This is a genomic window from Pseudomonas fortuita (assembly GCF_026898135.2).
Taxonomy (GTDB): domain Bacteria; phylum Pseudomonadota; class Gammaproteobacteria; order Pseudomonadales; family Pseudomonadaceae; genus Aquipseudomonas; species Aquipseudomonas fortuita.
On the sequence record NZ_CP114035.2, the window covers coordinates 2,421,882 to 2,442,944 of the forward strand.

9 protein-coding genes are annotated in these 21,063 nt (G+C 64.5%); 5 read left to right on the forward strand and 4 right to left on the reverse strand.

Going from position 1 to position 21,063, the window contains the following annotated elements:
* Window positions 1-76: 76 nt before the first annotated feature.
* The 3 genes from OZ911_RS11050 to OZ911_RS11060 all read right to left on the reverse strand — a co-directional run bounded on the left by OZ911_RS11050 (window position 77) and on the right by OZ911_RS11060 (window position 11,174).
* The gene (locus OZ911_RS11050) at window positions 77-8,734 is read right to left on the reverse strand and encodes a glycoside hydrolase family 94 protein (RefSeq protein WP_070086349.1); all 8,658 of its coding nucleotides are present in this window, start codon (window positions 8,732-8,734) and stop codon (window positions 77-79) included.
* Between the two features lie 231 nt (window positions 8,735-8,965).
* Window positions 8,966-9,418, reverse strand: coding sequence for a GNAT family N-acetyltransferase (locus tag OZ911_RS11055; protein ID WP_016486141.1), 453 nt, complete (start codon window positions 9,416-9,418; stop codon window positions 8,966-8,968).
* Window positions 9,390-11,174, reverse strand: a complete 1,785-nt coding sequence (locus OZ911_RS11060; RefSeq protein WP_023046929.1) for an NAD(P)H dependent flavin oxidoreductase family protein — start codon at window positions 11,172-11,174, stop codon at window positions 9,390-9,392. The genes OZ911_RS11055 and OZ911_RS11060 overlap by 29 nt, the downstream gene beginning before the upstream one ends.
* On the opposite strand from OZ911_RS11060, the gene pdxR reads away from it, so the two are divergent.
* Window positions 11,175-12,650 carry a MocR-like pyridoxine biosynthesis transcription factor PdxR gene (gene pdxR / locus OZ911_RS11065; protein WP_016486143.1) on the forward strand — a complete coding sequence of 492 codons (1,476 nt, stop codon included), beginning with the start codon at window positions 11,175-11,177 and terminating at the stop codon, window positions 12,648-12,650. It begins immediately after the preceding gene.
* 162 nt (window positions 12,651-12,812) lie between these two features.
* On the opposite strand, the gene OZ911_RS11070 is transcribed toward pdxR, so the two are convergent.
* Complete coding sequence (locus OZ911_RS11070) at window positions 12,813-14,057, reverse strand: DUF1835 domain-containing protein (RefSeq protein WP_016486144.1); 1,245 nt, start codon at window positions 14,055-14,057, stop codon at window positions 12,813-12,815.
* 226 nt (window positions 14,058-14,283) lie between these two features.
* Here OZ911_RS11070 and OZ911_RS11075 point away from each other — a divergent pair, with 226 nt between their 5' ends.
* The 4 genes from OZ911_RS11075 (at window position 14,284) to OZ911_RS11090 (ending at window position 20,840) form a co-directional block, all read left to right on the forward strand.
* The gene (locus OZ911_RS11075; RefSeq protein ID WP_016486145.1) at window positions 14,284-15,174 is read left to right on the forward strand and encodes an alpha/beta fold hydrolase; all 891 of its coding nucleotides are present in this window, start codon (window positions 14,284-14,286) and stop codon (window positions 15,172-15,174) included.
* A 155-nt stretch (window positions 15,175-15,329) separates the two neighbouring features.
* Window positions 15,330-16,955: a methyl-accepting chemotaxis protein PcaY gene (pcaY, locus tag OZ911_RS11080; protein ID WP_016486146.1), complete on the forward strand. Its 1,626-nt coding sequence runs from the start codon at window positions 15,330-15,332 to the stop codon at window positions 16,953-16,955.
* A 765-nt stretch (window positions 16,956-17,720) separates the two neighbouring features.
* Entirely contained in the window at window positions 17,721-20,435 is a 2,715-nt protein-coding gene (gene mgtA, locus OZ911_RS11085; protein WP_016486147.1) for a magnesium-translocating P-type ATPase, read from the forward strand.
* Between the two features lie 21 nt (window positions 20,436-20,456).
* Window positions 20,457-20,840: a DUF2493 domain-containing protein gene (locus tag OZ911_RS11090; RefSeq protein ID WP_016486148.1), complete on the forward strand. Its 384-nt coding sequence runs from the start codon at window positions 20,457-20,459 to the stop codon at window positions 20,838-20,840.
* Window positions 20,841-21,063 lie beyond the last annotated feature (223 nt).

Consider the following 21,063-nt stretch of genomic DNA (forward strand, 5'->3'; position numbering starts at 1 on the left):
GGCAGCGGCTGTGGCAACAAGATTAGCCTAGCTGGGCCAAGGCTTGCGCAAGTGCGGCCGTGACGCGCCCAACGGTTCAGATGGCAGGCAAGGAGCAGCCCCGGCACTCGGCAATGACGTGGTGCTCGCATCCGTCATCCTTCAGCCGCAGCTTGGGTTCGGCAAGCCGCTCGCCGTCCAGGCTCAGGCTCAGTTCGCTACCGTTGCCGTTGCGTACCTCGATGCGGTAGTGGGTGCTACCAAACCGGTAATGCAGGACATAACCCGGCCAGCCTGCCGGCAGCAGCGGTTGCAGGCGCAGGGTGTCGCCACTGCGTTGCAGGCCCAGCAGGCTTTCGACGATCAAGCGGTACATCCAGCCGGCAGAGCCGGTGTACCAGCTCCAGCCACCCCGCCCGGCGTGGGGCGCAACCGCATAGACGTCGGCGGCCATCACATAGGGCTCGACCTTGTAGGTATCGATCAACGCGTCGCTGCCCTGGCGCACCGGGTTGATCAGGCGCAGCAGTTCCCAGGCCTTGTCAGCGTCGCCCAGCTGCGCGTAGGCCATGCTCGCCCAGATGGCCGCATGGGTGTACTGCCCGCCGTTTTCACGCACCCCTGGCAGGTAGCCCTTGATGTAGCCAGGGTCCAGGTGGCCCTGGTCGAAGGGTGGGTCGAGCAGTTTGACGATGCCGATGTCACGGCGTACCAGGTGGCTGTCCAGCGCCGCCATGGCCAGGCGGGCTCGTTCGGGCGAAGCAACACCCGACAGCACTGCCCAGCTCTGCGACAGCGAGTCGATGCGGCATTCCTGGTTGCTCGCCGAGCCCAGTACCTGGCCATCGTCGAACCAGGCGCGGCGATACCAGCCGCCGTCCCAGGCGTGCGCTTCCAGTTTTTCGGCGAGTGCGGCGGCCTGGGTGGTGCAGCGCAGCGCAAAGGCGCTGTCGCCCTGGCGCAAGGCGACGCAGCCGAATGCCCGCAGCACCTCGTGGCCAAAGAAGCCAAGCCACACGCTTTCGCCTTGCCCTTGTTCGCCGACCCTGTTCATGCCGTCGTTCCAGTCGCCACTGCCCATCAACGGCAGGCCGTGTGCCCCGCACTGCAAGGCGTGGCCGAGGGCACGCTGACAATGCTGGTACAGGCCCTCGACCAGGGCCGAGTGGCCAGGCAGGTCATAGTAGGATTCTTCCCCGGCGTTTAGTGCGCGACCTTCCAGATAACCGACCGGCTCGTCAAGCACAGCATAGTCCCCGGTGGCCTCTACGTAGCGGCTGGCGGCAAGCGGCAGCCACAGCAGGTCATCGGAGCAGCGGGTACGCACCCCGCGCTGCAACGGTGGGTGCCACCAGTGCTGCACGTCGCCTTCGACATACTGACGCGCAGCGCAGGCCAGCAGGTGCTGGCGCGCCGCCGCCGGCGCGGCATGGACCATGGCCATGCTGTCCTGCAGCTGGTCGCGAAAACCGATGGCACCGCCGGACTGGTAGAAGCCACTGCGCGCCCAGAACCGGCAGGCGATCACCTGGTACATCAACCAGCCGTTGGCCAGCACATCCAGTGCAGGTTCCGGGGTCTCGATCTGCACGGTGTCCAGTGTGCGTCGCCAGTGGGCGCTGACCTTGTCGAACTCGTCCATGGCGGCCTGCAACCCCCGGTATTGCTGGACGCAGCGGGTGGCGGCGCGGGTGTCCCGGGCGGCGCCCAGGCGGAACACCACCTCCCGGCTTTCGCCAGGCTCCAGCTGCAGCGCCACTTGCAATGCCGCGCAGGGGTCCAGACCGCCGCCGGTCCGCCCCGACAGCCGTGACTGGCGCATGCCCAAAGGCGCCTGGCAATCGCCGTTGCGCCCCAGGAATTCGCCGCGATCACAGGTCAGGCCCTGTATCGGCAGGTCGCAATCGAGAAACGCCACGTGCGTGGAGAATTCCACCGAGTAGCTGTTGCGGGCGAACAGCGCGCCGCTGAAAGGGTCGGTCTCACTGACCACGTGCATGGCGGTTTTGCCAGGCAGGTCGCCCAGCACCCACTCGACGAAGCAGGTCACCGACAAGCGGCGTACCCGTGCTGACGTGTTGTGCACGTTGAGCCGGCTGAACTTGACCGGCGCATCCTGCGCCACATGCACCCAGAGCTCGCTGCGCAGGTCTTGTTCGACATATTCGAACACGCTGTAGCCAAAGCCGTGGCGGGTGCAGTAACGGCCAGGGCCTGGGCAGGGCTGCGGCGTCGGTGACCAATACTCGCCGGTATCCTCGTCGCGCAGGTAGAAGGTTTCGCCACTGGCGTCGGTAACGGGGTCGTTGTGCCAGGGCGTCAAGCGGTACTCGTGGGCGTTTTCGTACCAGGTGTAAGCGCTGCCGGCCTCGGAGAGCACGCTGCCGAACTGCGGGTTGGCCAGGATGTTGACCCATGGCGCGGGTGGCGGTGAGCCGGGTAGCAGCGCAATGACGTACTCGCGGCCGTCGGCGCTGAACCCGCCATAGCGATTGCCCAGCATCACCGTGGTTTGTTCGGTCGGTGAGGGGTTGGCAGGTGCCGGTCGGCGGCTGGCAGGGTTGGCTTGAACAGCCGCCGGGACCTTTGGCTGACGGCGCAGCTGCAGTTGCTCTTCCAGCGTGCCGAGCGTGTCGTCAAGCACCAGCCGGGCGACGGACAAGGTCAGCAGCCGGTCCTCGGCAGACAGTTGCTGCGCAGGCCTTACATAAATGCCGCCGGGGCGGTCGAGCAGGGCCGCTTCACTGCCGGAGGTGACGATCCCCATGATCAGGTCCTGCAGTTGCTGGCGGTAACCGGCCTGGTCTTCGTTCCAGATCAGCAGGTCGAGTGCGAGCCCTTTCTGGCGCCAGTAGGCATGGGCCAGCACCATTTGCTTGACCAGATGAATGTTGGCCGGGTCGCCGATCTGCACCAGCACGATCGGCAAGTCGCCCGATACCCCCTGGCCCCACAGGCCGGACTGGTTGCGCCGGTTGCTGGCCAGCAGCGCTGCGTTGGGCCGCAGGCTGGCGTTGGGGTACAGCACCGAGGCGGCCATCTGTTCGAACAGCCTGGCGTCGGCCAGCGAGCCGTTGAGCTGGTGCAACAAAACCTGGCTGTGCGGCCAGGCGAGGTCGAACACCCGGTCGGCCAAGTGCCGGTCGCGGTACTTGGCCACTTGCTGCAGGCAGGTGTCGCGGCTGTCGGCGATGCCTGTGACCAGGTCGACCGTGGTCGCATGGCCGGGCATCAGGGTAATGCGGCAGCGGATGGCCACGATCGGGTCCAGCACCGCCCCCGCGCTATCGGACAGCGCCTCGCTGTCTTGATCCATGGCCGCCGGCCGCGCCAGGGTGCGCCCGCGGCCGATGAAGCGGGCCCGATCGGTTTCGTAGGACAACGCCTCGATGTCGGCCCCGTGCACCGCCAGCACGTGGCACATCCACGGCACGGCGTCCAGCTGCGAGCGCGGCCGCCGCGTGCACAGAATGGCTTGCAGCGGGCGGATCAGTTCGGTCTGGATGAACAGCTTGCTGAACGCCGGGTGCAGGGCATCGCTCAAGGCCGGTGCCAATACCACTTCGGCGTAGCTGGTCAGCTCCAGGGTGCGGGGCTGGTCGCCATGGTTGGTCAGGTGCAGGCGTCGCAGTTCGATGTCGTCTTCGGGCGACACGGCAATTTCGGTATGGCAGTCGAAGTCGTGTTCGCGCACGCGAAACTCCGCGCGGCCGTCGCTGAAGATCGCTTCCTGGAGTTTGGTGCGGTGCCGTGTTGGCTGGTAGGAGGTGGACCAGTAGGCGCCGCTGGCGACATCGCGCAGGTAGCAGAAGCTGCCCAGGTCGTCGCGGCTGGCGTCTTCGCGCCAGCGGGTCACCGCCAGTGTGTTGCGCTGGCTGTAGCCACTGCCCACGTGGTTGACCATGACGTGATAACGGCCGTTGGACAGCAGTTGCACAGCCGGTTGGGCCCGGTTTGGCTCTTTGAACACCCGCAGCCGTGCCTCGGGGTCGCGTTCGGCGGCGTCCTCGGCCGGGGCCTGGAGGGTATGCAGGTACGGCGCAGCGGTTTTCGGCACGCGCTCCTGCAACAGCAGCATACTGGCCTGGAACCGCGGGTCGGAGGCGAAGCGCCGTTGCATGGGCTTGTTCAGCAGCAACGCGGTCAGGGCCAAAAAACCCATGCCCTGATGGTGGGCCATGAAGGAGCGGATCACGACGGCGTCTTGCCCGGGGGGCAGGCGTGCCTCGCTGTAGTCCACGGCCTCGTAGAGCCCGAACCGGCCAGCCAAACCAAGTGTGGCCAGCCGCTGCAGGTTATGGCAGGCGGCAGCGGGCGTCACCATCAAGGCCAGTGCGCTGGCATAGGGCGCCACCACGCGCTCTTCTCCCAGGCCACGCTTGAGGCCAAGCCCTGGTACGCCGAATGCCCGGTACTGGTAGTTGAACTGCGCGTCCAGCGCGTTGTAGGCCGATTCCGAGACACCCCAGGGCAGGCCCGACAGTTTGCCGTGTTCGATCTGCCGTTTGACGGCGGCATGACAGGTTTGGTCGAGGAGTGTGCCCTCATAGTTCGGCATCACCAGCAGCGGCATCAGGTACTCGAACATCGAGCCGGACCAGGACAACAACACAGGCACGCCGGCATTGCTGGTGAGCAGCCTGCCGAGGGCGAACCAGCTGTCCTGGGGCACCTGGCCCTGGGCGATGACGACGAAGTTGGTCAGGCGCATCTCCGATGCCAGCAGGTCATAGAACGCGGTGTCCAGGCGGTGTTCGTCGGCGTTGTAGCCGATGGCGAACAGGTCGCGGTGGCTGTCGTACAGGAAGGTGAAGTCCATGCTGGCCAACGCGTCAATGCGGTTGGCCAAGGCGTGTGCCTGGGCGATGCGCTGGCGGGCAACTGCCCGGACGTTGGCCACCGCCAGGCGCTCGGGGGGCGGCCACTGGTCTGCGTCAAGCTGTGCCAGCTGGCGCCAGGTCAGCGGAGCGTGGGGGGCCTGATCGTTACCGGGGGGCAATTGCAGCTGCTGCAGTTCGCGGTTCAGGTCCAGGCATTGCTCATTCAGGGCATTCAGCCAGAACGTACAATCGTCGGCCGCTTCTGTGCCAGGCGCCAAGGCAGCCCGTTGCGTGATCAGCGGCTGCAACTGTTCGACCAGCATCGGCAACAGCGTGGCGTATACGTCGCCCACTTGTCCATGAGCGAGCCGCACCTGCTCGCGCAGGGCCGTGATCGGTTGGGTGTCCGCGCTTGTGCGGGCATAGGCGGCCAGCAGCGTGTCGAAGGTGTCGAGCAACCCCTGGGTCAGTCGCCGGTCGAGCAGGGATGTGTCGGCCATTTCCAGCAGGCCGGGCCTGAGCGTCAGCAGCAGGGCGGCCAGGTTGCCGCTGTCCACGCTGGAGACATACAGCGGTGGCAATGGCTTGAGGGTCTGGGTGTCGTACCAGTTGTAGAAGTGCCCTTTGAAGCGTTCCAGGCGGGCCATGCTGTCAAGCATGCAGGCCAGGCGCTCGAACAGGCGGCCCGTACTGAGGTAGCCGAAGTCATGTGCCGCCAGGTGCGAGAGCAGGGCCATGCCCATGTTGGTTGGGGAGGTGCGGTGAGCGATGCTGGCGAAGGGCGGTGCCTGGATGTTGTCGGGGGGCAGCCAGTTGTCGGCAGGGCAGACGTAACGGTCGAAGAAGGCCCAGTTGGCGCGGGCGAGGCGATGCAGGAAGACCATGTCTTCGGCGCCGGGCATGAGGGCGGTCAGGGCACTCGGGCGGCTGAGCCACCAGGCCAGCGCCGGGCCGAGCAACCACAGCGCAAGGATCGGCGAGGCAATCAGCAGTACCATCGGCTGCATCGCCAAGGCACCGGTCAGCACCGCCACCAGGGCCGGTTGCCCCCATTGCTCGCGATACACTGCCTGCAAGGTATCTGCACTGCTGCGTTCGTCCTCGCGCGAGGGGTTCCATTGCAGCAGGCTTCGTTTGCTGACCGCCAGCCGCCACAAGGTGCGAAGGATGGCATCCAGGCTGTACCAGGTCTCGAAGGGTAACCAGGCCAGCGACAGGCCGGCGCGCACGAAGTAGGTACCCGAGGTGCGCAAAGCGGCCAGCAGGTGCTCTGACAGAGGTACATCGGTGGTCTTGCCCAGCACTTCGAGCAGCGAATCCAGCACTGGCCGCGTCAGCAACAAGGCCAGCAGGGCCAGCGTCCAGGCGAGCGGCGTAGCACTGGCCAGCCAACCCCACAGCAGCAGGGCCAGCAGCGCCGCCGGCTCAAGGCTGCGGCGCAGGTTGTCGAAAATCTTCCAGCGCGACAAGGCGCTGAGCGGGCTTTGCGCCACGCTGTGGCTGCCCGTGTGCAGCCACGGCACCAGCCACGGCACCAGCCACGGCAGCAGTTGCCAGTCGCCGCGTATCCAGCGGTGTCGGCGCTTGCTGTCGGCACTGTATCGGGCCGGATAGGTTTCGAACAGTTGCACATCGCTGAGCAGGCCCGAATGCGCGTAACACCCTTCGATCAGGTCGTGGCTAAGTACACGGTTGTCGGGAAAACGGCCCTCCAGCGACTGCTCGAAGGCGTCCACCGCATAGATGCCTTTGCCAATGAAGGAGCCGCTGAGAAACAGGTCCTGATAAACATCCGAAACGGCCCGTGTGTAGGGGTCGACACCGGCGTCACTGCCAAACAGGCGCGCATAGCGCGAGCGCGACACGCTGGGCAGGCTGATGCCTACCCGCGGTTGCAGGATGGCGTAGCCTGCCTGGACCCGCCCCGTGTGCGCGTCGAACCGTGGGCGGTTCAGAGGGTGCTGCATGGCACCAACGAATTGCTGTGCGGCACCGCGAGGCAATTGGGTGTCGGTGTCCAGGGTGATCACATAGCGCACATGGCCGAGTGCTTGCAGGCCGCCGACAATACGCATGAAGCACGCGTGGCCGTGCCCGCGCAGCACCGCGTTCAACTCGGCGAGCTTGCCGCGCTTGCGCTCGCGGCCCATCCAGCAGCGCTCGGCGGCGTTCCATACGCGTGGCCGGTGAAACAGATAAAAGCGCGCGCCGCCCGGGCTTGGGTACTTGCGGTTGAGGGCCCGGATACCTTCACTGGCCTGCTCGAGCAGCGCCTCATCCTCGGGCCGGCTTTGTTCACGGGCATCCATGAAATCGCTGAGCAGGGCAAAGTGCAGGTGCTCGTCACGGTTGGCCAGAAAGCGTACTTCCAGCCCTTCGACCAGCTCTTCGACATCGCCGGCATTGGCCAGCAGGGTGGGCACCACCACCAGCGTGAGGGCGTCTGCGGGAATACCGGTGGTGTAGTCCAGCCTTGGCAGGAAGGAGGGTTTGACGGTCAGTGTCACCAGCCAGTTCACCAGGCCGATGGCCAGACGGCTGGTGCTCAGCAGAACCGGCAGGGCCATGGCGGCCAGCACTGCCAAAGGCCAGCCCTCCTGGTCAATGGCGCGCATGAAGCCCCACGCCAGCAGGCAGGACAGCAGTGTTACAGGCACAAGGTAGAACGCCAGCGGCGCCCGGTGCAGCAGGCGTTGCCAGCGCTCGGCCAGCGGCACCCGTACGGCCAGGCGCTGTTCCAGCAACGGCAGGCCGCCCCCCACCAGGTAGAAACCCACATGCTCAGCCGGTTCGCCCGGCGCGGTGCCTGCTGCCTGGGCCAGTTCGATAGCCGTGCGCGCCACCGCGACCTCGCTGAATGCGCTATGGCGCGCCAGGCGCTCGACGCTGTGCCGGTAGTGGTCACGGCTGGTGAAGTCCATGGCGGGGTAAATGCCCGTAGGGTCGCGGTTCAGCGCTTGTTCGACATGGCTCAGTTGCTCGACGAACAGCTTCCAGTCGATGGTCGACAGCAGGCGCAGGCTGCCGATGCTGTTGCTGATGGACACCTGGTCGATGGCCTGCTGCTGGGCATCGAGCTGCACATGGCCTTCGATGCTGCGCGCCGACTCACTGAGCATCTGTTCCACCCACAGCAGCGGCTGGGTCAGAGAGGCACTGTGGCCCTGTAGCCGCCTGGCCAGTTCGGCGACGAAGGCAGCGGTCATCGGCGGTTGCGAGCGGGCCATGTCGGCGACCACCAGTACCACGCTCTTGGCGTCGCGCTCGGCGGTTTCGCCAAGCCGGTCGGCCCAGACATTGGCCAGGTCGCGGTCAGCCCAGTTGGCCATGACCCGGGCCGCCACACGGCGCAGGTTTTCTATCAGGGCCAGGCGCAGCATGATCGGGATGGCCCAGAGCTCACCCAGGGTCAGGGTGCAGGCCTGCTGATAAGCCTCGACGAAACGACTGAAGCTTTCCGCGTCGATGCGCCCGTCACCGTGGGAAATGGTTTCCAGGGCAATGTCGTAGACACGCGGCAGGCCGGTCGAAGGGCCGTTGTCCAGTTGTGGCAACTGCAGGCTGTAGTTGGCCGGCAGGTCGTGCTTGGCAATGCGGATATGGGTTTCGACCAGGTAAAAGTTGTCGAGCAACCACTGCGCGGCCGGTAACGCTGGCCGGGAGCTGGGCAGGGCGCCTGCGAGGGCAGTGCAACTGGCAGAGAGCATGCGTTCGTTGTCGGCCAGGCGGTCCAGCAGGGCGTCGTTGGCCGGCCGCAGGCTCAAGTGGTGCTGCTGGGCCAGCCGCAGGCCGTGCTCGGCCATCTGGTCGGCGTTGTACAGCTCCGAGCGCAGCAGGCTTTCATAGGTGAAGGTATGCCGGGGTGAACGCCAGCGCCCCGCGTGGGCGTACAGGCGTTGAAGGTAGCTGCGTGCGCGTAGCCAAGGATTGTCCATGGTGTGCCGGGTTGCCGATCTGGCCTTTCAGCACTCAGTCTGCGGCGGTTGCCCTGGCAGCGTCTGTACGTTAGCGAACAGACCCGCCACGGCGCTGCGCCTATGCTGAATCCCCGCAATCCCTGCACCCTTTTGCCATGGCGCGCGGTGCTTTCATGCCTGCCCATCCGGCAGGGGCAGCAATGCCCGCATCAGCTGAAAGCCAGGCACCCCTGCGCCACACGGGCGCGCCTACACTGTCGGCAGGCGCTTTTCCATTGGCTGGTAGACCAGCCCCGCAAACTCGCCCACTTCGCCTGCCAGGGTGAAACCGTAGCGTTGGTAGGCCGGCACCGAAGACAACGACGCCTTGACCGTCACCACGTCAACCCGGGCATGTTCCAGCGCTGCATTCATCAGGCGCGTGCCGATGCCCTGGCGTTGCCAGCCCGGAGCAATGAACAGCATCGCAACGTGGCGGCCTTCCTTGAGCTCGATCAGCCCCGCGATAGCGCCCTGCGCGACACAGGCGAGCATCAGGTTGTCACCTTGCATGCGCTCGGCAAAGGCTTGTGGCGCTGCCACCCTGGTGAAGGTTTCGACACCCTGCGCAGACAGCGAGGGTGCGACCGCCTGCGTGAAGGCGTCCAGGCACAAGGCGCTGACGTGGGGGAGGTCATCGGGGGTGAGGTTGCGTATTTGCATATTGCTCGTCCATGTCTGTAAACGTAATCAGGATGTCTTCGAAAAACGCCCCGATCGGTTCGGTGGGGTGGCACAACTGTATTTCCAGTACCCACACCACTTCGCTCGGGACGATTTCCACCTCGGCCAGCTTGTCCTGGCCATACAGTACGTGCGGGAAGTCGGCGACGCGATGCCCGGCCAGGTTGCGTTCCAGCTGCCAGCCCTTGGCCTGGGCACTGCGTTCGGCGAAGTCATAGAGCTCGCGTCCGGTCAACCCACGGCCCCACGCCAGGCGGGTTTCGTCGAACACCGCGTGCAGTGCCTTGACGCAGGCGTGGTGCAGCTCGTGGTGGCCAAACACGAAGGTGTCGCCATAGTCGCCTTCGTAGCCATCCCAAACCGGGCCGACATCGACCACGACAATGTCCGTAGTACGTAATACACGATCCGGGTCGATGCCTTGGCGCGGTGTACGTACGGTGTCGTCGCCAAAGCGGATGTAGGTGGGGTGCCAGGTGTGGGACGCGCCCATTGCCTGCAGTGTTTGCGCCGCCATCTCCAGTGCCTGGTCGGTGGTCATGCCGACGTGCAATTGGCTGGCGATCGCGGCCACGGCCCGTACTGACTGCTCGCGGGCAGCGAGCATGCCATCCAGTGAGTAACGCGGGCCGACCTTTTCCAGCTCTGGGTGCAGTGTGTTGGCGGTTGAAAGCTGGGGCGCCAGTGCGCCGCTGGCGACAAAGGCCTCCGCGACAAAACGGTGGGGTGGCACGCCTGCGGCGAGGCATTGCTCGCGGGCCTGGCTGATCATCGTGGCATTACCGCACGCGTAGACCTGGGTGTCGGCCCACCGATGCGCCTGGCCCAGCGCCACCTGCTGCACGCGTGCCTCAGCCGAGAGCACCGGGTGCCAGCGAAAGTGGGGGTATTCAAGGCTGGCCTGTTCGAGAAACGCGCGGTCATAGAAGTCCGCCGTCGATGAACCACCCCAGTACAGCGTGACCTCGGCAGCGTGGGCCATGGCCGTCAGCAGTAATGGCTTGATGCCGGCGTAACCTGTGCCGGTGGCGAACAGCACCAGCGGGCGTTGGTCTTCATGCTGCCAGGTACAGGCGCCCACCGGCCCCTCAAGCTCCAGTACAGCGCCTGCTTGCAGGGTGGGCAGCAGGCCTTCGGTGAACACGCCGCCGCTGACCTTACGGATGTGAAACACCAGTTGCCCCTGATCCTGAGCGGGCAGGTTGGCGATGGAGAAGCAGCGGCTGTCACCGTTGTCGAGCCGAAACCTCACGTATTGGCCGGCCCGCACTTCCAGTGGTTGAGCCGGTTGCAGCACCAGTTCGACGATATCTGCACTGAGTTCGCGCTTGCTGTGAACCTGTGCGTGAAACGCCAGCGACGGGGCGTCCAGCGACCAGCCGGGGATCTCCAGGCGCATGTCGCTGCAGGCGTGGCTCTGGCACAGCAGCATCTCATCGGCGGCCAGGGGGTAGGAGGGCGCGGGGGTGTCCGCATCTCGCTGCTTGTCCTGATACCGCCCCGACACGACTTTGACCTTGCAGGACCCGCAGGCGCCGCGGCGACAGGAGAACGGTACCGGCAGGCCGCTGGCGAGCATGGCGTCGAGCAGCAGTTCCTGGCGGGTTTCGAAGGTTTTGCCCGAGGGCGACAATTCGATGACGTGGCGGTTTTGCATGAACACCTCGGGGCAATTGAAGGTTCGATTGTTGCTATAGTCCAGGACCAGCAGAACCTCCAGTTTTGGATAATTCACATGGTCCAGCTTCGCAAATGGCAGCCACTGCTCAGGCTCGATGGCGCGCAGGCTTCATACCGGCAGATCGTCGAAGGCCTGGTGGCCGCGATCAGCGAGGGCCGCCTGCGCCCTGGCACGCCGTTGCCGGGCACGCGGGAGATGGCGCAACTGCTGAACGTCAACCGCAAAACGGTGATCCTTGCCTATGAGGAAGCCGAAACCAAAGGCTGGCTGCAGAGCGTGCAGCGCCGGGGTACCTTCGTCAGCCAGCAGCTGGCGACTGGCACAATCACGGCGCCCGCCGCCTCGCGCTCCTTCGCCTTGGCGCTGCCAGAAGAGCCCGCCGTTGCCTATTTCGAGGCAAACGAACGGGCGGCAGCGCAGCAGGGGCGGCCAGAGGCCTTGTTCTTCGACAACGGTGCCTGTGACCATCGCCTGCTGCCCCAGGCTGTTCTGCATCGCTATTACCGCAATGCCCTGCGCAACAGCTTTGCCAGCAACAGCGTGCGCCACGGCAGTGATTGCAGCAGCCTCTACCTGCGCGCCGCCTTGGCTGACATGCTCAGGCACAACCGCAGCCTGAACGTTGGCGCCGAGCATATCTGCCTGACCCAGGGTGTGCAGATGTCACTATCACTGTTGGCCAGCGTGTTGCTCAAGCCGGGGGATGCGGTGCTGGTCGAGCGCCTGAGTTATCCGCCGGCGTGGGAGATTTTCCGCCAGCTGGGGGCCCGACTGGTGACCGTGGACCTGGACCATGAGGGTTGCCGGGTGGACCAGATCGATGCCCTGTGCCGGCAGCACAAGGTGCGGATGATGTATTTGACGCCCCATCACCAGTTTCCGACCACGGTCAGCTTGCCAGCCGGGCGCCGGCAGCAGTTGCTGGAGCTGGCGCGGCTGCACGATTTCTGCGTGGTCGAGGAAGACTACGATTACGAGTACCACTTTTCCGGGCGGCCCTATCTGCCTTTGGCCAGCGACCGGCAGCAGCGGCATGTGATTTACATCGGCACACTGTCCAAGCCCTTGGGCAGCACGTTCCGTTGCAGTTATATCGTCGCACCGGTGGAGGTAACGGCAGTGCTGGAGCGCAGGGCGACGCTGACCCTGGGGCAGGGCGATGCGGTGATGCAGCGGATGCTGGCGGACTTGATCAATGATGGCGAGCTGAAGAAGCACTTGCGCCGGGTCAACCGCGAGTACCGTCGGCGTCGGCAGACCCTGTTGGCTTGCCTGCACGATGCGTTTGGCGAGCAGATTACCGTGCAGGAGCCGGAAGGTGGGCTGGCGCTGTGGGTGCGGTTTGCCGACACGATCAATGTGGATCAGTTGGTCGACAAGGCACTGGAGCTGGACCTGGTGGTACGCAGCGGTCGCCAGTTCTCGCCGTTTGGTCATGCCGAGAATGCCTTGCGCCTGGGTTTTGCTTCGCTGGATGTCGATGAGCTCCGGCAGGCCACCCAGCGCCTGGCGCAGGCAGCAGAAAGGTGATGTCACGACCACGGGGATTCAATTGTCTGGTGCCGCCTGGACTGGCCTCATCGCCGGCAAGCCAGCCCCCACAGCATTCCTGCAAGACCTGAGGTCAATGCGGTCCAGGTGGGAGCTGGCTTGCCGGCGATGGGCCGCACAGCGGCCCTGCGGTTGAGCAGGTTATCGGCGTTGCCACACCTCGCCTTGTTCGGTCACTACCCAAGGCCTGTCAGCCGCATCCACCAGCACCCCGCCAACCCAGCGCTGCGCAGGGTTGTGATCCAGCCAGTGGGCCTTGCCTGCAAGCACTTGCTCGGCAAGCGGCGTCAGCCGCAGCAGTCGCTGCGCCCAAGCTTCTCCCGGGCCTTCAACCAGCAGCGGGTGTGGCGCGTGGATCAACGGCTGCAGCAGCACATGGAACATCTGGTCACCGAGGTAAGGCAGCGGGTCATCCTGCATCATCAACTGGCCAAACACGCGGCCGGCCGGTAGCGCGCCGCGTGAAGCCAGCACGCGCAGCAGCAGGCGTTCGGTAAGGCTCAAACCGTCATGTGCCCCCGGTAGCTCCTGCAGCTGGCGCGCCAATGCCCCGCCCAGCAACGGCAAGGCCGGGTGTGCGTGGCCAGCGAGGCTCGCCCAGCCTTTTGGATTGGGTGCGGTGTAGGCCGCCCATGCCTCGCGGGCCAGGGCGAGTGCATCCTCACCCAGCGCGCGACGTTGCGGCCACAACCAAGCCAGCAGGTCGGGGGCCAGTTGCCCAATGCCGATAAAGCGCTCGATGCCGGGCACCTGGTCAATTTCGATCAGCTCCAGCCGACGCGGCAGGCCAGGCAGGCTGGCGAGTACGCGAATCAGGAACAGCTGGTCGTAAGCGTCAGCCTCGCACCACAGCACAATTTCGCTGTCGCGGTTAAGCCCTGCCAATGCGCTACGTTGTGCTGCCTGGCGCTGTTCAAGGTCTTGGGGGCTCAGCCGGAACGCTTGTTGAACGTAGGCGCTGCGAACCTGCCAGTACTGCTCATCAGGCAGTGCCGGTACAGGCCCCATCACCATGGGGTCGTCGAACATCTGGAAAGCGCCGGCAAACCCGGCGGTGCGCAAGCTGTGGGCGATGTCGTTGCCGCAGCGCCAGTGCTGCACGTTAGCCTCGTCATCGGCAGAAAAACCGGGGTGGCGTGCTGCAAAAGCCACGGCATCGGCATGGGCCTTGAGCTTGGGCCAGCTGGCAAAACCGGCCTCGCGGGCCACCAGCCATTGGGTATCGGCAAGCCGGTAGTCGGGGCCGGGCAGGCCAAGCGTGCGCAATTGCTCGCGGGTGTCGTCGGCTTGGTGGGTTTTCAGTTCGGTCAGCAAGCGCTTGGCGCGTTTGCGCAAGGCGGGCAGGTCGAGCAAGCCGTGGTGGCGGGAAGCATTGATGGCGGGCATGCCAACTCCTTTGGGGCTCGGTCCGCCGACAAGCCGGGAGCTGGTATGGAAATGGAGTGAAGCATGGCTCGGGCAACCCCTTTGCGCGGACCGCAGGCGCAGCCGGCGCCCAGGCCACGACTTTAACGGTGCAGCGCAGCGGGTTGCAAATGATAGTTTTCCCATGGGTTGCCGTGCGCTTTATAGTGGCGGGCTTTTCTCCGTTGAAGTCAAAGGAATGGCGACCATGCGCATACGCACCCTGCTTGCAGCAATCGGGACCAGCTTGTCGCTGGGCTCGGCATTGGCTGCGCCAAGCCAGCCAGTGCCTGTAGCGGGCGAACGTATTTCGGTAAAGGTCGAGGGCACCGGGCCGGACGTCATCCTGATCCCCGGGCTGGCCTCTTCCCGTGAGGTTTGGGCGGGGCTCGCCAGCACACTGCGCCAGCAGCATCGCCTGCACCTTGTGCAGGTTGCAGGCTTTGCCGGTTCGCCTGCCGTGCCCGCTGTGGACGGGCGCGTGGCCGCTCCTGTGGCCGAGGCGGTTGCCGACTATATCCGTAGCCAGCGCCTTGAGGCGCCGGCCATCATTGGCCATTCGCTGGGCGGTGAGGTGGCGCTGATGCTTGGCGCACGCCACCCGGAGCAGGTCGGGCGGCTGATGGTTGTCGATGCGCTGCCGTTTTACACGTTGTTGATGGACCCCACGGCCACTGCCGAAACGGCTGCACCCCAGGCTGCCACATTCCGTGATGGGATGCTGCTGGCCCCGGCAGCGCAGGCCGAAGCCATGCAGCGTGCGGCCATTGACCGGCTGGCCAAGACCGCTGCGGCCAGGCCCGCATTGGTAGAGGCCGCGCTGCGCTCGGACCGCAAGGCGGTAGCCGACGCTACCTATGAACTGATGACCACCGACCTGCGCCCGGAGCTTGGCGATATCCAGGCGCCGGTGCAGGTCGTCTATGCCTATGACCCCTTGTATGGCATACCCGCTACCAGCGTCGATGCAACCTTCGCAAACGCCTATGCCGGGACGCGAAACATCAGCTTCAAACGTATCGATGGCAGCTTCCACTTCGTCATGCTGGACCAACCGCAGGCCTTCGCGCAGACGGTAGTCAATTTCCTCGATCGCTGAGGTTGGCCGCGGCGCAGCCTGCGCCCGGCAACATCTGTTCGGTTATCGCCCATAACCTGCTTCCTGCGCCTCAAGCCTGCGCCGGTACCTCCGATAGCAGCACACCCACCGTCGAATTTCGACCAGAAGTGGTGCCAATAAGGAGTACTGCCCGCATGCTTGCCAACCTCAAGATACGTACCGGAATGTTCTGGGTGCTGTCGTTGTTCAGCCTGACCCTGCTGTTTTCCACCGTCAGTGCCTGGCGGGCAGCAGTGGGCAGCGGTCAGCAGATCACCGAACTGGACCAGACCGCACACCAGTCGGACCGGTTGAACAATGCGTTGTTGATGGCAATCCGTTCCAGCGCCAATGTGTCCTCGGGCTTCATCGAGCAGTTGGGCGGCCATGACGAGAGTGCAGGCAAGCGCATGGCGCTGTCAGTCGAGCTGAACGACAAGAGCCAGAAGCTGGTCGACGAGTTCGTTGAAAATGTCCGCGAGCCAGCCCTTCGCACGCTGGCAACCGAGCTGCAGGCTACCTTTGCCGAATATGCCAAGGCGGTAGCCGGGCAGCGCGAAGCGACCCGCCAGCGTTCGCTGGAGCAGTACTTCAAGGTCAACATCGATGCCGGCAATGCCATGGGCCGACTGCAAGCGCTACGCCAGCAGCTGGTTGGCGTACTGAGCGAACGTGGCCAGCAGATCATGCTGGAGTCAGACCGTCGTCTGGCGCGTGCACAAATGCTGAGCCTGGGGCTGCTAGGGGTGACCTTGCTGCTGGCTGCACTGTGCTGGGCCTTCATTGCCCAGCGAGTGCTGCATCCGCTGCGTGAAGCCGGTCGGCACTTCCAGCGCATTGCCGGTGGTGACCTGAGCGTGCCGGTGCAAGGGCAGGGCAACAACGAGATCGGCCAGCTATTCCATGAACTGCAGCGTATGCAGCAGAGCCAGCGCGACACCCTGGGGCAGATCAACCACTGTGCCCGGCAGCTGGACGCAGCCGCCACTGCGTTGAACGCGGTTACCGAGGAAAGCGCCAGCAACCTGCGTCAGCAGGGGCAGGAGCTGGAGCAGGCAGCTACTGCTGTGACCGAAATGACCACGGCCGTGGAGGAAGTTGCGCGCAACGCTATCACTACATCGCAAACCACCAGCGAGTCCAACCAGCTGGCCGCACAAAGCCGCCAGCAAGTCAGCGACAACATCGATGGCACCGAGGCCATGACCCGCGAGATCCAGACCAGCAGTGCGCACCTGGAGCAATTGGTGGGGCAGGTCCGGGATATCGGCAAAGTACTGGAAGTGATCCGCTCGGTGTCCGAGCAAACCAACCTGCTGGCACTCAATGCTGCCATCGAGGCGGCCCGCGCCGGTGAGGCCGGGCGCGGCTTTGCGGTGGTGGCAGATGAGGTACGCACGCTGGCCTACCGCACCCAACAATCGACCCAGGAAATCGAACAGATGATCGGCCGCGTGCAGGCGGGCACCGAGGCGGCGGTGGCGTCGATGCAGGCCAGCACCAACCGCGCCCAGTCGACACTGGACGTGACCTTGGCCTCGGGGCAGGTGCTGGAAGGTATCTACAGTGCGATTGGCGAAATCAACGAGCGCAACCTGGTCATCGCCAGTGCGGCCGAAGAGCAAGCTCAGGTGGCGCGGGAAGTGGACCGCAACCTGCTGAACATTCGCGAGCTGTCGATCAACTCGGCGACAGGAGCGCAGCAGACCAGCGAGGCGAGCAAGGCGCTGTCGGGGCTGGTGGGGGAGATGACGGCATTGGTGGGGCGGTTCAGGGTGTAAGGGTAGCCGGGCGACGGGCGTAAAACTCGCACCTGATCGTTGTTACATTAAAAGTGGGTGAAACTTATTTAAAGTTCCCCTTGCGGGTTGACTTCGATACTACCCTTGAATAAAGTTCGATCGCCCCGAGAAAGGGCCTTTTTTCCATTCACTGAAGAATTCAATGGACACAGTATCTAGTCGCTGCCTGACCCCTGCCGTATGGCCTGGTCAGGCACTTGAACCGGAACACCGGTCCCGACACCCTGGTCGGGCAAGCCGCGCCAGAGCCTGATGCTCCGTCGTGACTTGCCGCCACCGGTGTCTGCCGGTTGGAGGCAAGCTCATGAACCTCACTTCATTCGCTTCACACCGCCTGTTCGCCGGCCTTGCGCCGCAGCTGGCCCGTGCCCGGCCGTGCCGCCTGCACGGGTACCCTGACGACAGCCAGGAGCCCCCAAGTAGATGCGGGCCGCTGGCGCGTCTTCATGCCCGCTTGAGCCCCCAGACTTCTCACTGAATAAAAGATATTCAGCGGTATCTTCCCTCCCGAACTTACTAAGTTGAAAGTTTGCCGGGTAACTATTGCCCCGTGTTTATGAAAAGGAATCAATCCATGGACTGCGCGAGTAGAAAGTTCGCTGCCGACACAACTTCCGACCCTCGGCAGCGGACAGACAACTGTCGGAAAAACCCAGCATTTTTCTGCGACCCGACATGCCTTCGTTCACTGGCTGAGTGAAACGTCTGTGTGTCGTGCCGCCGCAGCGGCAGGAGCACAGCAACATGACTGTCAAACACCGCAACACCTCATCGGCCAAGGCCGAACGCGAAACTCGCCTGTCTACCCGCGCCGCCCGTGAAGCGCGCAATGGCCTGGCCGTTACCCTCGCCAACCTCGATGCCAGCGAGCAGGGCCTGACCGAGCACGAAGCTGCCAAGCGCCTGGAGCGCGATGGGGCCAACCAGGTTGCCCACGACCCGCAACCCCACGCCCTGGTGCAATTGCTCAAGGCCCTGCATAACCCGTTCATCTATGTACTGCTGATTCTGGCCGGGATCAGCTTCGTCACCGACTACTGGCTGCCGGTCAGCGCAGGCGAAACGGACGACGCCGACCTGACCAAGGTCATCATCATCATGACCATGGTCAGCCTTAGCAGCCTGCTGCGCTTCTGGCAGGAATACCGCTCGAACAAGGCCGCCGACGCGCTCAAGGCAATGGTGCGCACTACCGCAACCGTGCTACGCCGCGAGCAGGTCGGGCAGGCCCCGCGCCTGCGCGAAGTGCCCATGGACAAACTGGTGGCCGGCGACATCGTGCAGCTATCTGCAGGCGACATGATCCCGGCCGATATCCGCCTGCTTGAATCGCGCGACCTGTTTATCAGCCAGGCGGTGCTCACTGGCGAAGCGCTGCCGGTCGAGAAGTACGACACCTTGGGCAATGTCGCCCAGAAGTCCGCCACCGGGCATGGCGCCAACCCGGACAACCTGCTCGAGCTGCCAAACATCTGCTTCATGGGCACCAACGTCGTCAGCGGCCGCGCGCGCGCTGTGGTGGTCGCCACCGGCCGACGTACCTATTTCGGCTCGCTGGCCAAGGCCATCGCCGGTTCCCGCAGCCAGACCGCCTTCGATCGCGGCGTGAACAGCGTCAGCAGCCTGCTGATCCGCTTCATGCTGGTGATGGTACCGGTGGTGTTCATGATCAACGGTGTGGTCAAGGGCGACTGGGGGGATGCCTTCCTCTTCGCGCTTGCCGTGGCAGTGGGCCTGACCCCTGAAATGCTGCCAATGATCGTCAGTGCCAACCTGGCCAAGGGCGCTGTGGCCATGGCCCGGCGCAAGGTGGTGGTCAAGCGCCTGAACGCCATCCAGAACCTGGGCTCCATGGACGTACTGTGCACAGACAAGACCGGCACGCTCACCCAGGACCGGATCATCCTCGAACACCACGTGCGCTTCGATGGCCAGCGCGATCGGCATATCCTTGAACTGGCCTGGCTCAACAGCCACCACCAAAGCGGCATCCGCAACCTGATGGACCAGGCCGTGCTGCATTTTGCTGGCCAGGACAGCCAGTTCCAGGTGCCTTACGCTTACGCAAAGGTAGACGAACTACCGTTCGACTTCATCCGCCGTCGCCTGTCCGTGGTAGTGAAAAATGCACTTGGCGATCACCTGCTGGTAAGCAAGGGGGCGGTCGAGGAAATGCTCGCCATCGCCACCCATGTGCAGGAGGGCGACCGTGTCGTTACTCTGGACCCGCTCCGCCGCCAGCAGCTTCTGGCCAGCGCCGATGCCTACAACCAGGACGGCTTCCGCGTGCTGGTGGTCGCCACCCGCGAGATCCCGTCGGCCGAAGGCAAGGCGCAGTACCACACCGACGATGAGCGCGACTTGGTGATCCAGGGCTTCCTGACCTTCCTCGACCCACCCAAGGAAACTGCCGGCCCGGCCATTGCCGCCCTGCGTGACATGGGGGTGCGGGTGAAGGTGCTGACCGGCGACAACCCGGTGGTTACCTGTAAGGTCTGCCGAGAGGTGGGCCTGGAGCCAGGCCTGCCGCTGCTCGGCCAGGACATCGAGCGCATGGACGACACCACCCTGAAGCTTCAGGTCGAGGAACGCACTGTCTTCGCCAAGCTCACCCCGCTGCAGAAATCACGCGTGCTCAAGGCCCTGCAGGCCAATGGTCACACGGTCGGTTTCCTCGGCGACGGTATCAACGACGCCGCCGCCCTGCGCGATGCCGACGTCGGTATCTCGGTGGACAGCGGCACCGACATCGCCAAGGAGTCGGCCGATATCATCTTGCTGGAAAAAAGCCTGATGGTACTGGAGGAGGGGGTGCTCAAAGGCCGCGAAACCTTCGGCAACATCATGAAGTACCTGTGCATGACTGCCAGTTCCAACTTTGGCAACGTGTTCTCGGTCCTGGTGGCCAGTGCGTTCATTCCGTTCCTGCCGATGCTGGCAATCCACCTGCTGCTGCAGAACCTGATGTACGACTTCTCCCAGCTGTCGCTGCCGTGGGACCGCATGGACAAGGAGTTTCTCAGCAAGCCCCGCAAATGGGACGCCCGCAACATCGGCCGCTTCATGCTGTGGATCGGCCCTACTTCGTCGATCTTCGACATCACCACCTTTGCCCTGATGTGGTATGTGTTCGCCGCCAATAGCGTCGAGATGCAGGCGCTGTTCCAGTCTGGCTGGTTCATCGAAGGGTTGCTGTCACAGACCTTGGTGGTGCACATGCTGCGCACCCGCAAGGTGCCGTTCTTCCAAAGCACCGCTGCGCTGCCGGTGGTGCTGGCAACGGGGCTGGTGATGGCATTGGGTATCTACATCCCGTTCTCGCCGGTGGGCGCGATGGTGGGCCTGGTGCCGCTGCCATGGGCATACTTCCCTTGGCTGGTTGCTACCCTGCTGGGCTACTGCGTGGTCGCGCAAGGGATGAAGACCCTTTACATCCGCCGCTTCGGGCAGTGGTTCTGAGCCAGGCGAGGAGAGCAGAGCATGCGAGTACTGATCTGTGCGGGACGCAACTATGCCGACACCCGGCGCTGCCGCCAGGCCCTGGATGACGTTCAGCGCCAGCGGCCGATCCGGGTGTTGATCCACGGTGGCAGCCAGTTCCTGGGCGGCGAGATCGAAAGCTGGGCACGTGAGCACGGTGCCGATCTGGTGCGCTACCCGCCGAACTGGCAGTTGCACGGCAAGCAGGCCGAACGCCTGCGCAACCTGTTCATGCTTAACGACAGTCGCCCTGATCTGTTGCTTGCCCTGCCCGGGGGCGATGACACAGAGGAACTGCTGGCCAGGGCTCGCGGCGCGGAGGTTCCGGTGATTTGCGGCAGGCAACCACGGCGGCCCGAGCGGGATGAACCTGGCGTGGGATAAGCCTGCCTGCCACCAGTCCTGTGGGAGCGGATTCACCCGCGAAGAAGACACCGCCGTGGATGGCACGGGCTTCGCCCGTGTTCGCGGGGCAAGCCCGCTCCCACAGGGATCGCGCCAGCTTTTAGAAGTTGAGCAAGACAGTTGCGCCCACAATGACCGCGCTAGGTTTCACGTTTTTTGCGAGACAGTCGCTGGTACAAGTACAGCGTGGGCCGAAGCCGGC

Bases quoted from the DNA above. Each gene is read 5' to 3' on its own strand.
- pdxR (WP_016486143.1), top strand. From the start codon at position 11,175: ATGGTCCAGCTTCGCAAATGGCAGCCACTGCTCAGGCTCGATGGCGCG.
- OZ911_RS11090 (WP_016486148.1), top strand. From the start codon at position 20,457: ATGCGAGTACTGATCTGTGCGGGACGCAACTATGCCGACACCCGGCGC.
- pcaY (WP_016486146.1), top strand. From the start codon at position 15,330: ATGCTTGCCAACCTCAAGATACGTACCGGAATGTTCTGGGTGCTGTCG.
- OZ911_RS11050 (WP_070086349.1), bottom strand. From the start codon at position 8,734: ATGGACAATCCTTGGCTACGCGCACGCAGCTACCTTCAACGCCTGTAC.
- OZ911_RS11055 (WP_016486141.1), bottom strand. From the start codon at position 9,418: ATGCAAATACGCAACCTCACCCCCGATGACCTCCCCCACGTCAGCGCC.
- mgtA (WP_016486147.1), top strand. From the start codon at position 17,721: ATGACTGTCAAACACCGCAACACCTCATCGGCCAAGGCCGAACGCGAA.
- OZ911_RS11070 (WP_016486144.1), bottom strand. From the start codon at position 14,057: ATGCCCGCCATCAATGCTTCCCGCCACCACGGCTTGCTCGACCTGCCC.
- OZ911_RS11075 (WP_016486145.1), top strand. From the start codon at position 14,284: ATGCGCATACGCACCCTGCTTGCAGCAATCGGGACCAGCTTGTCGCTG.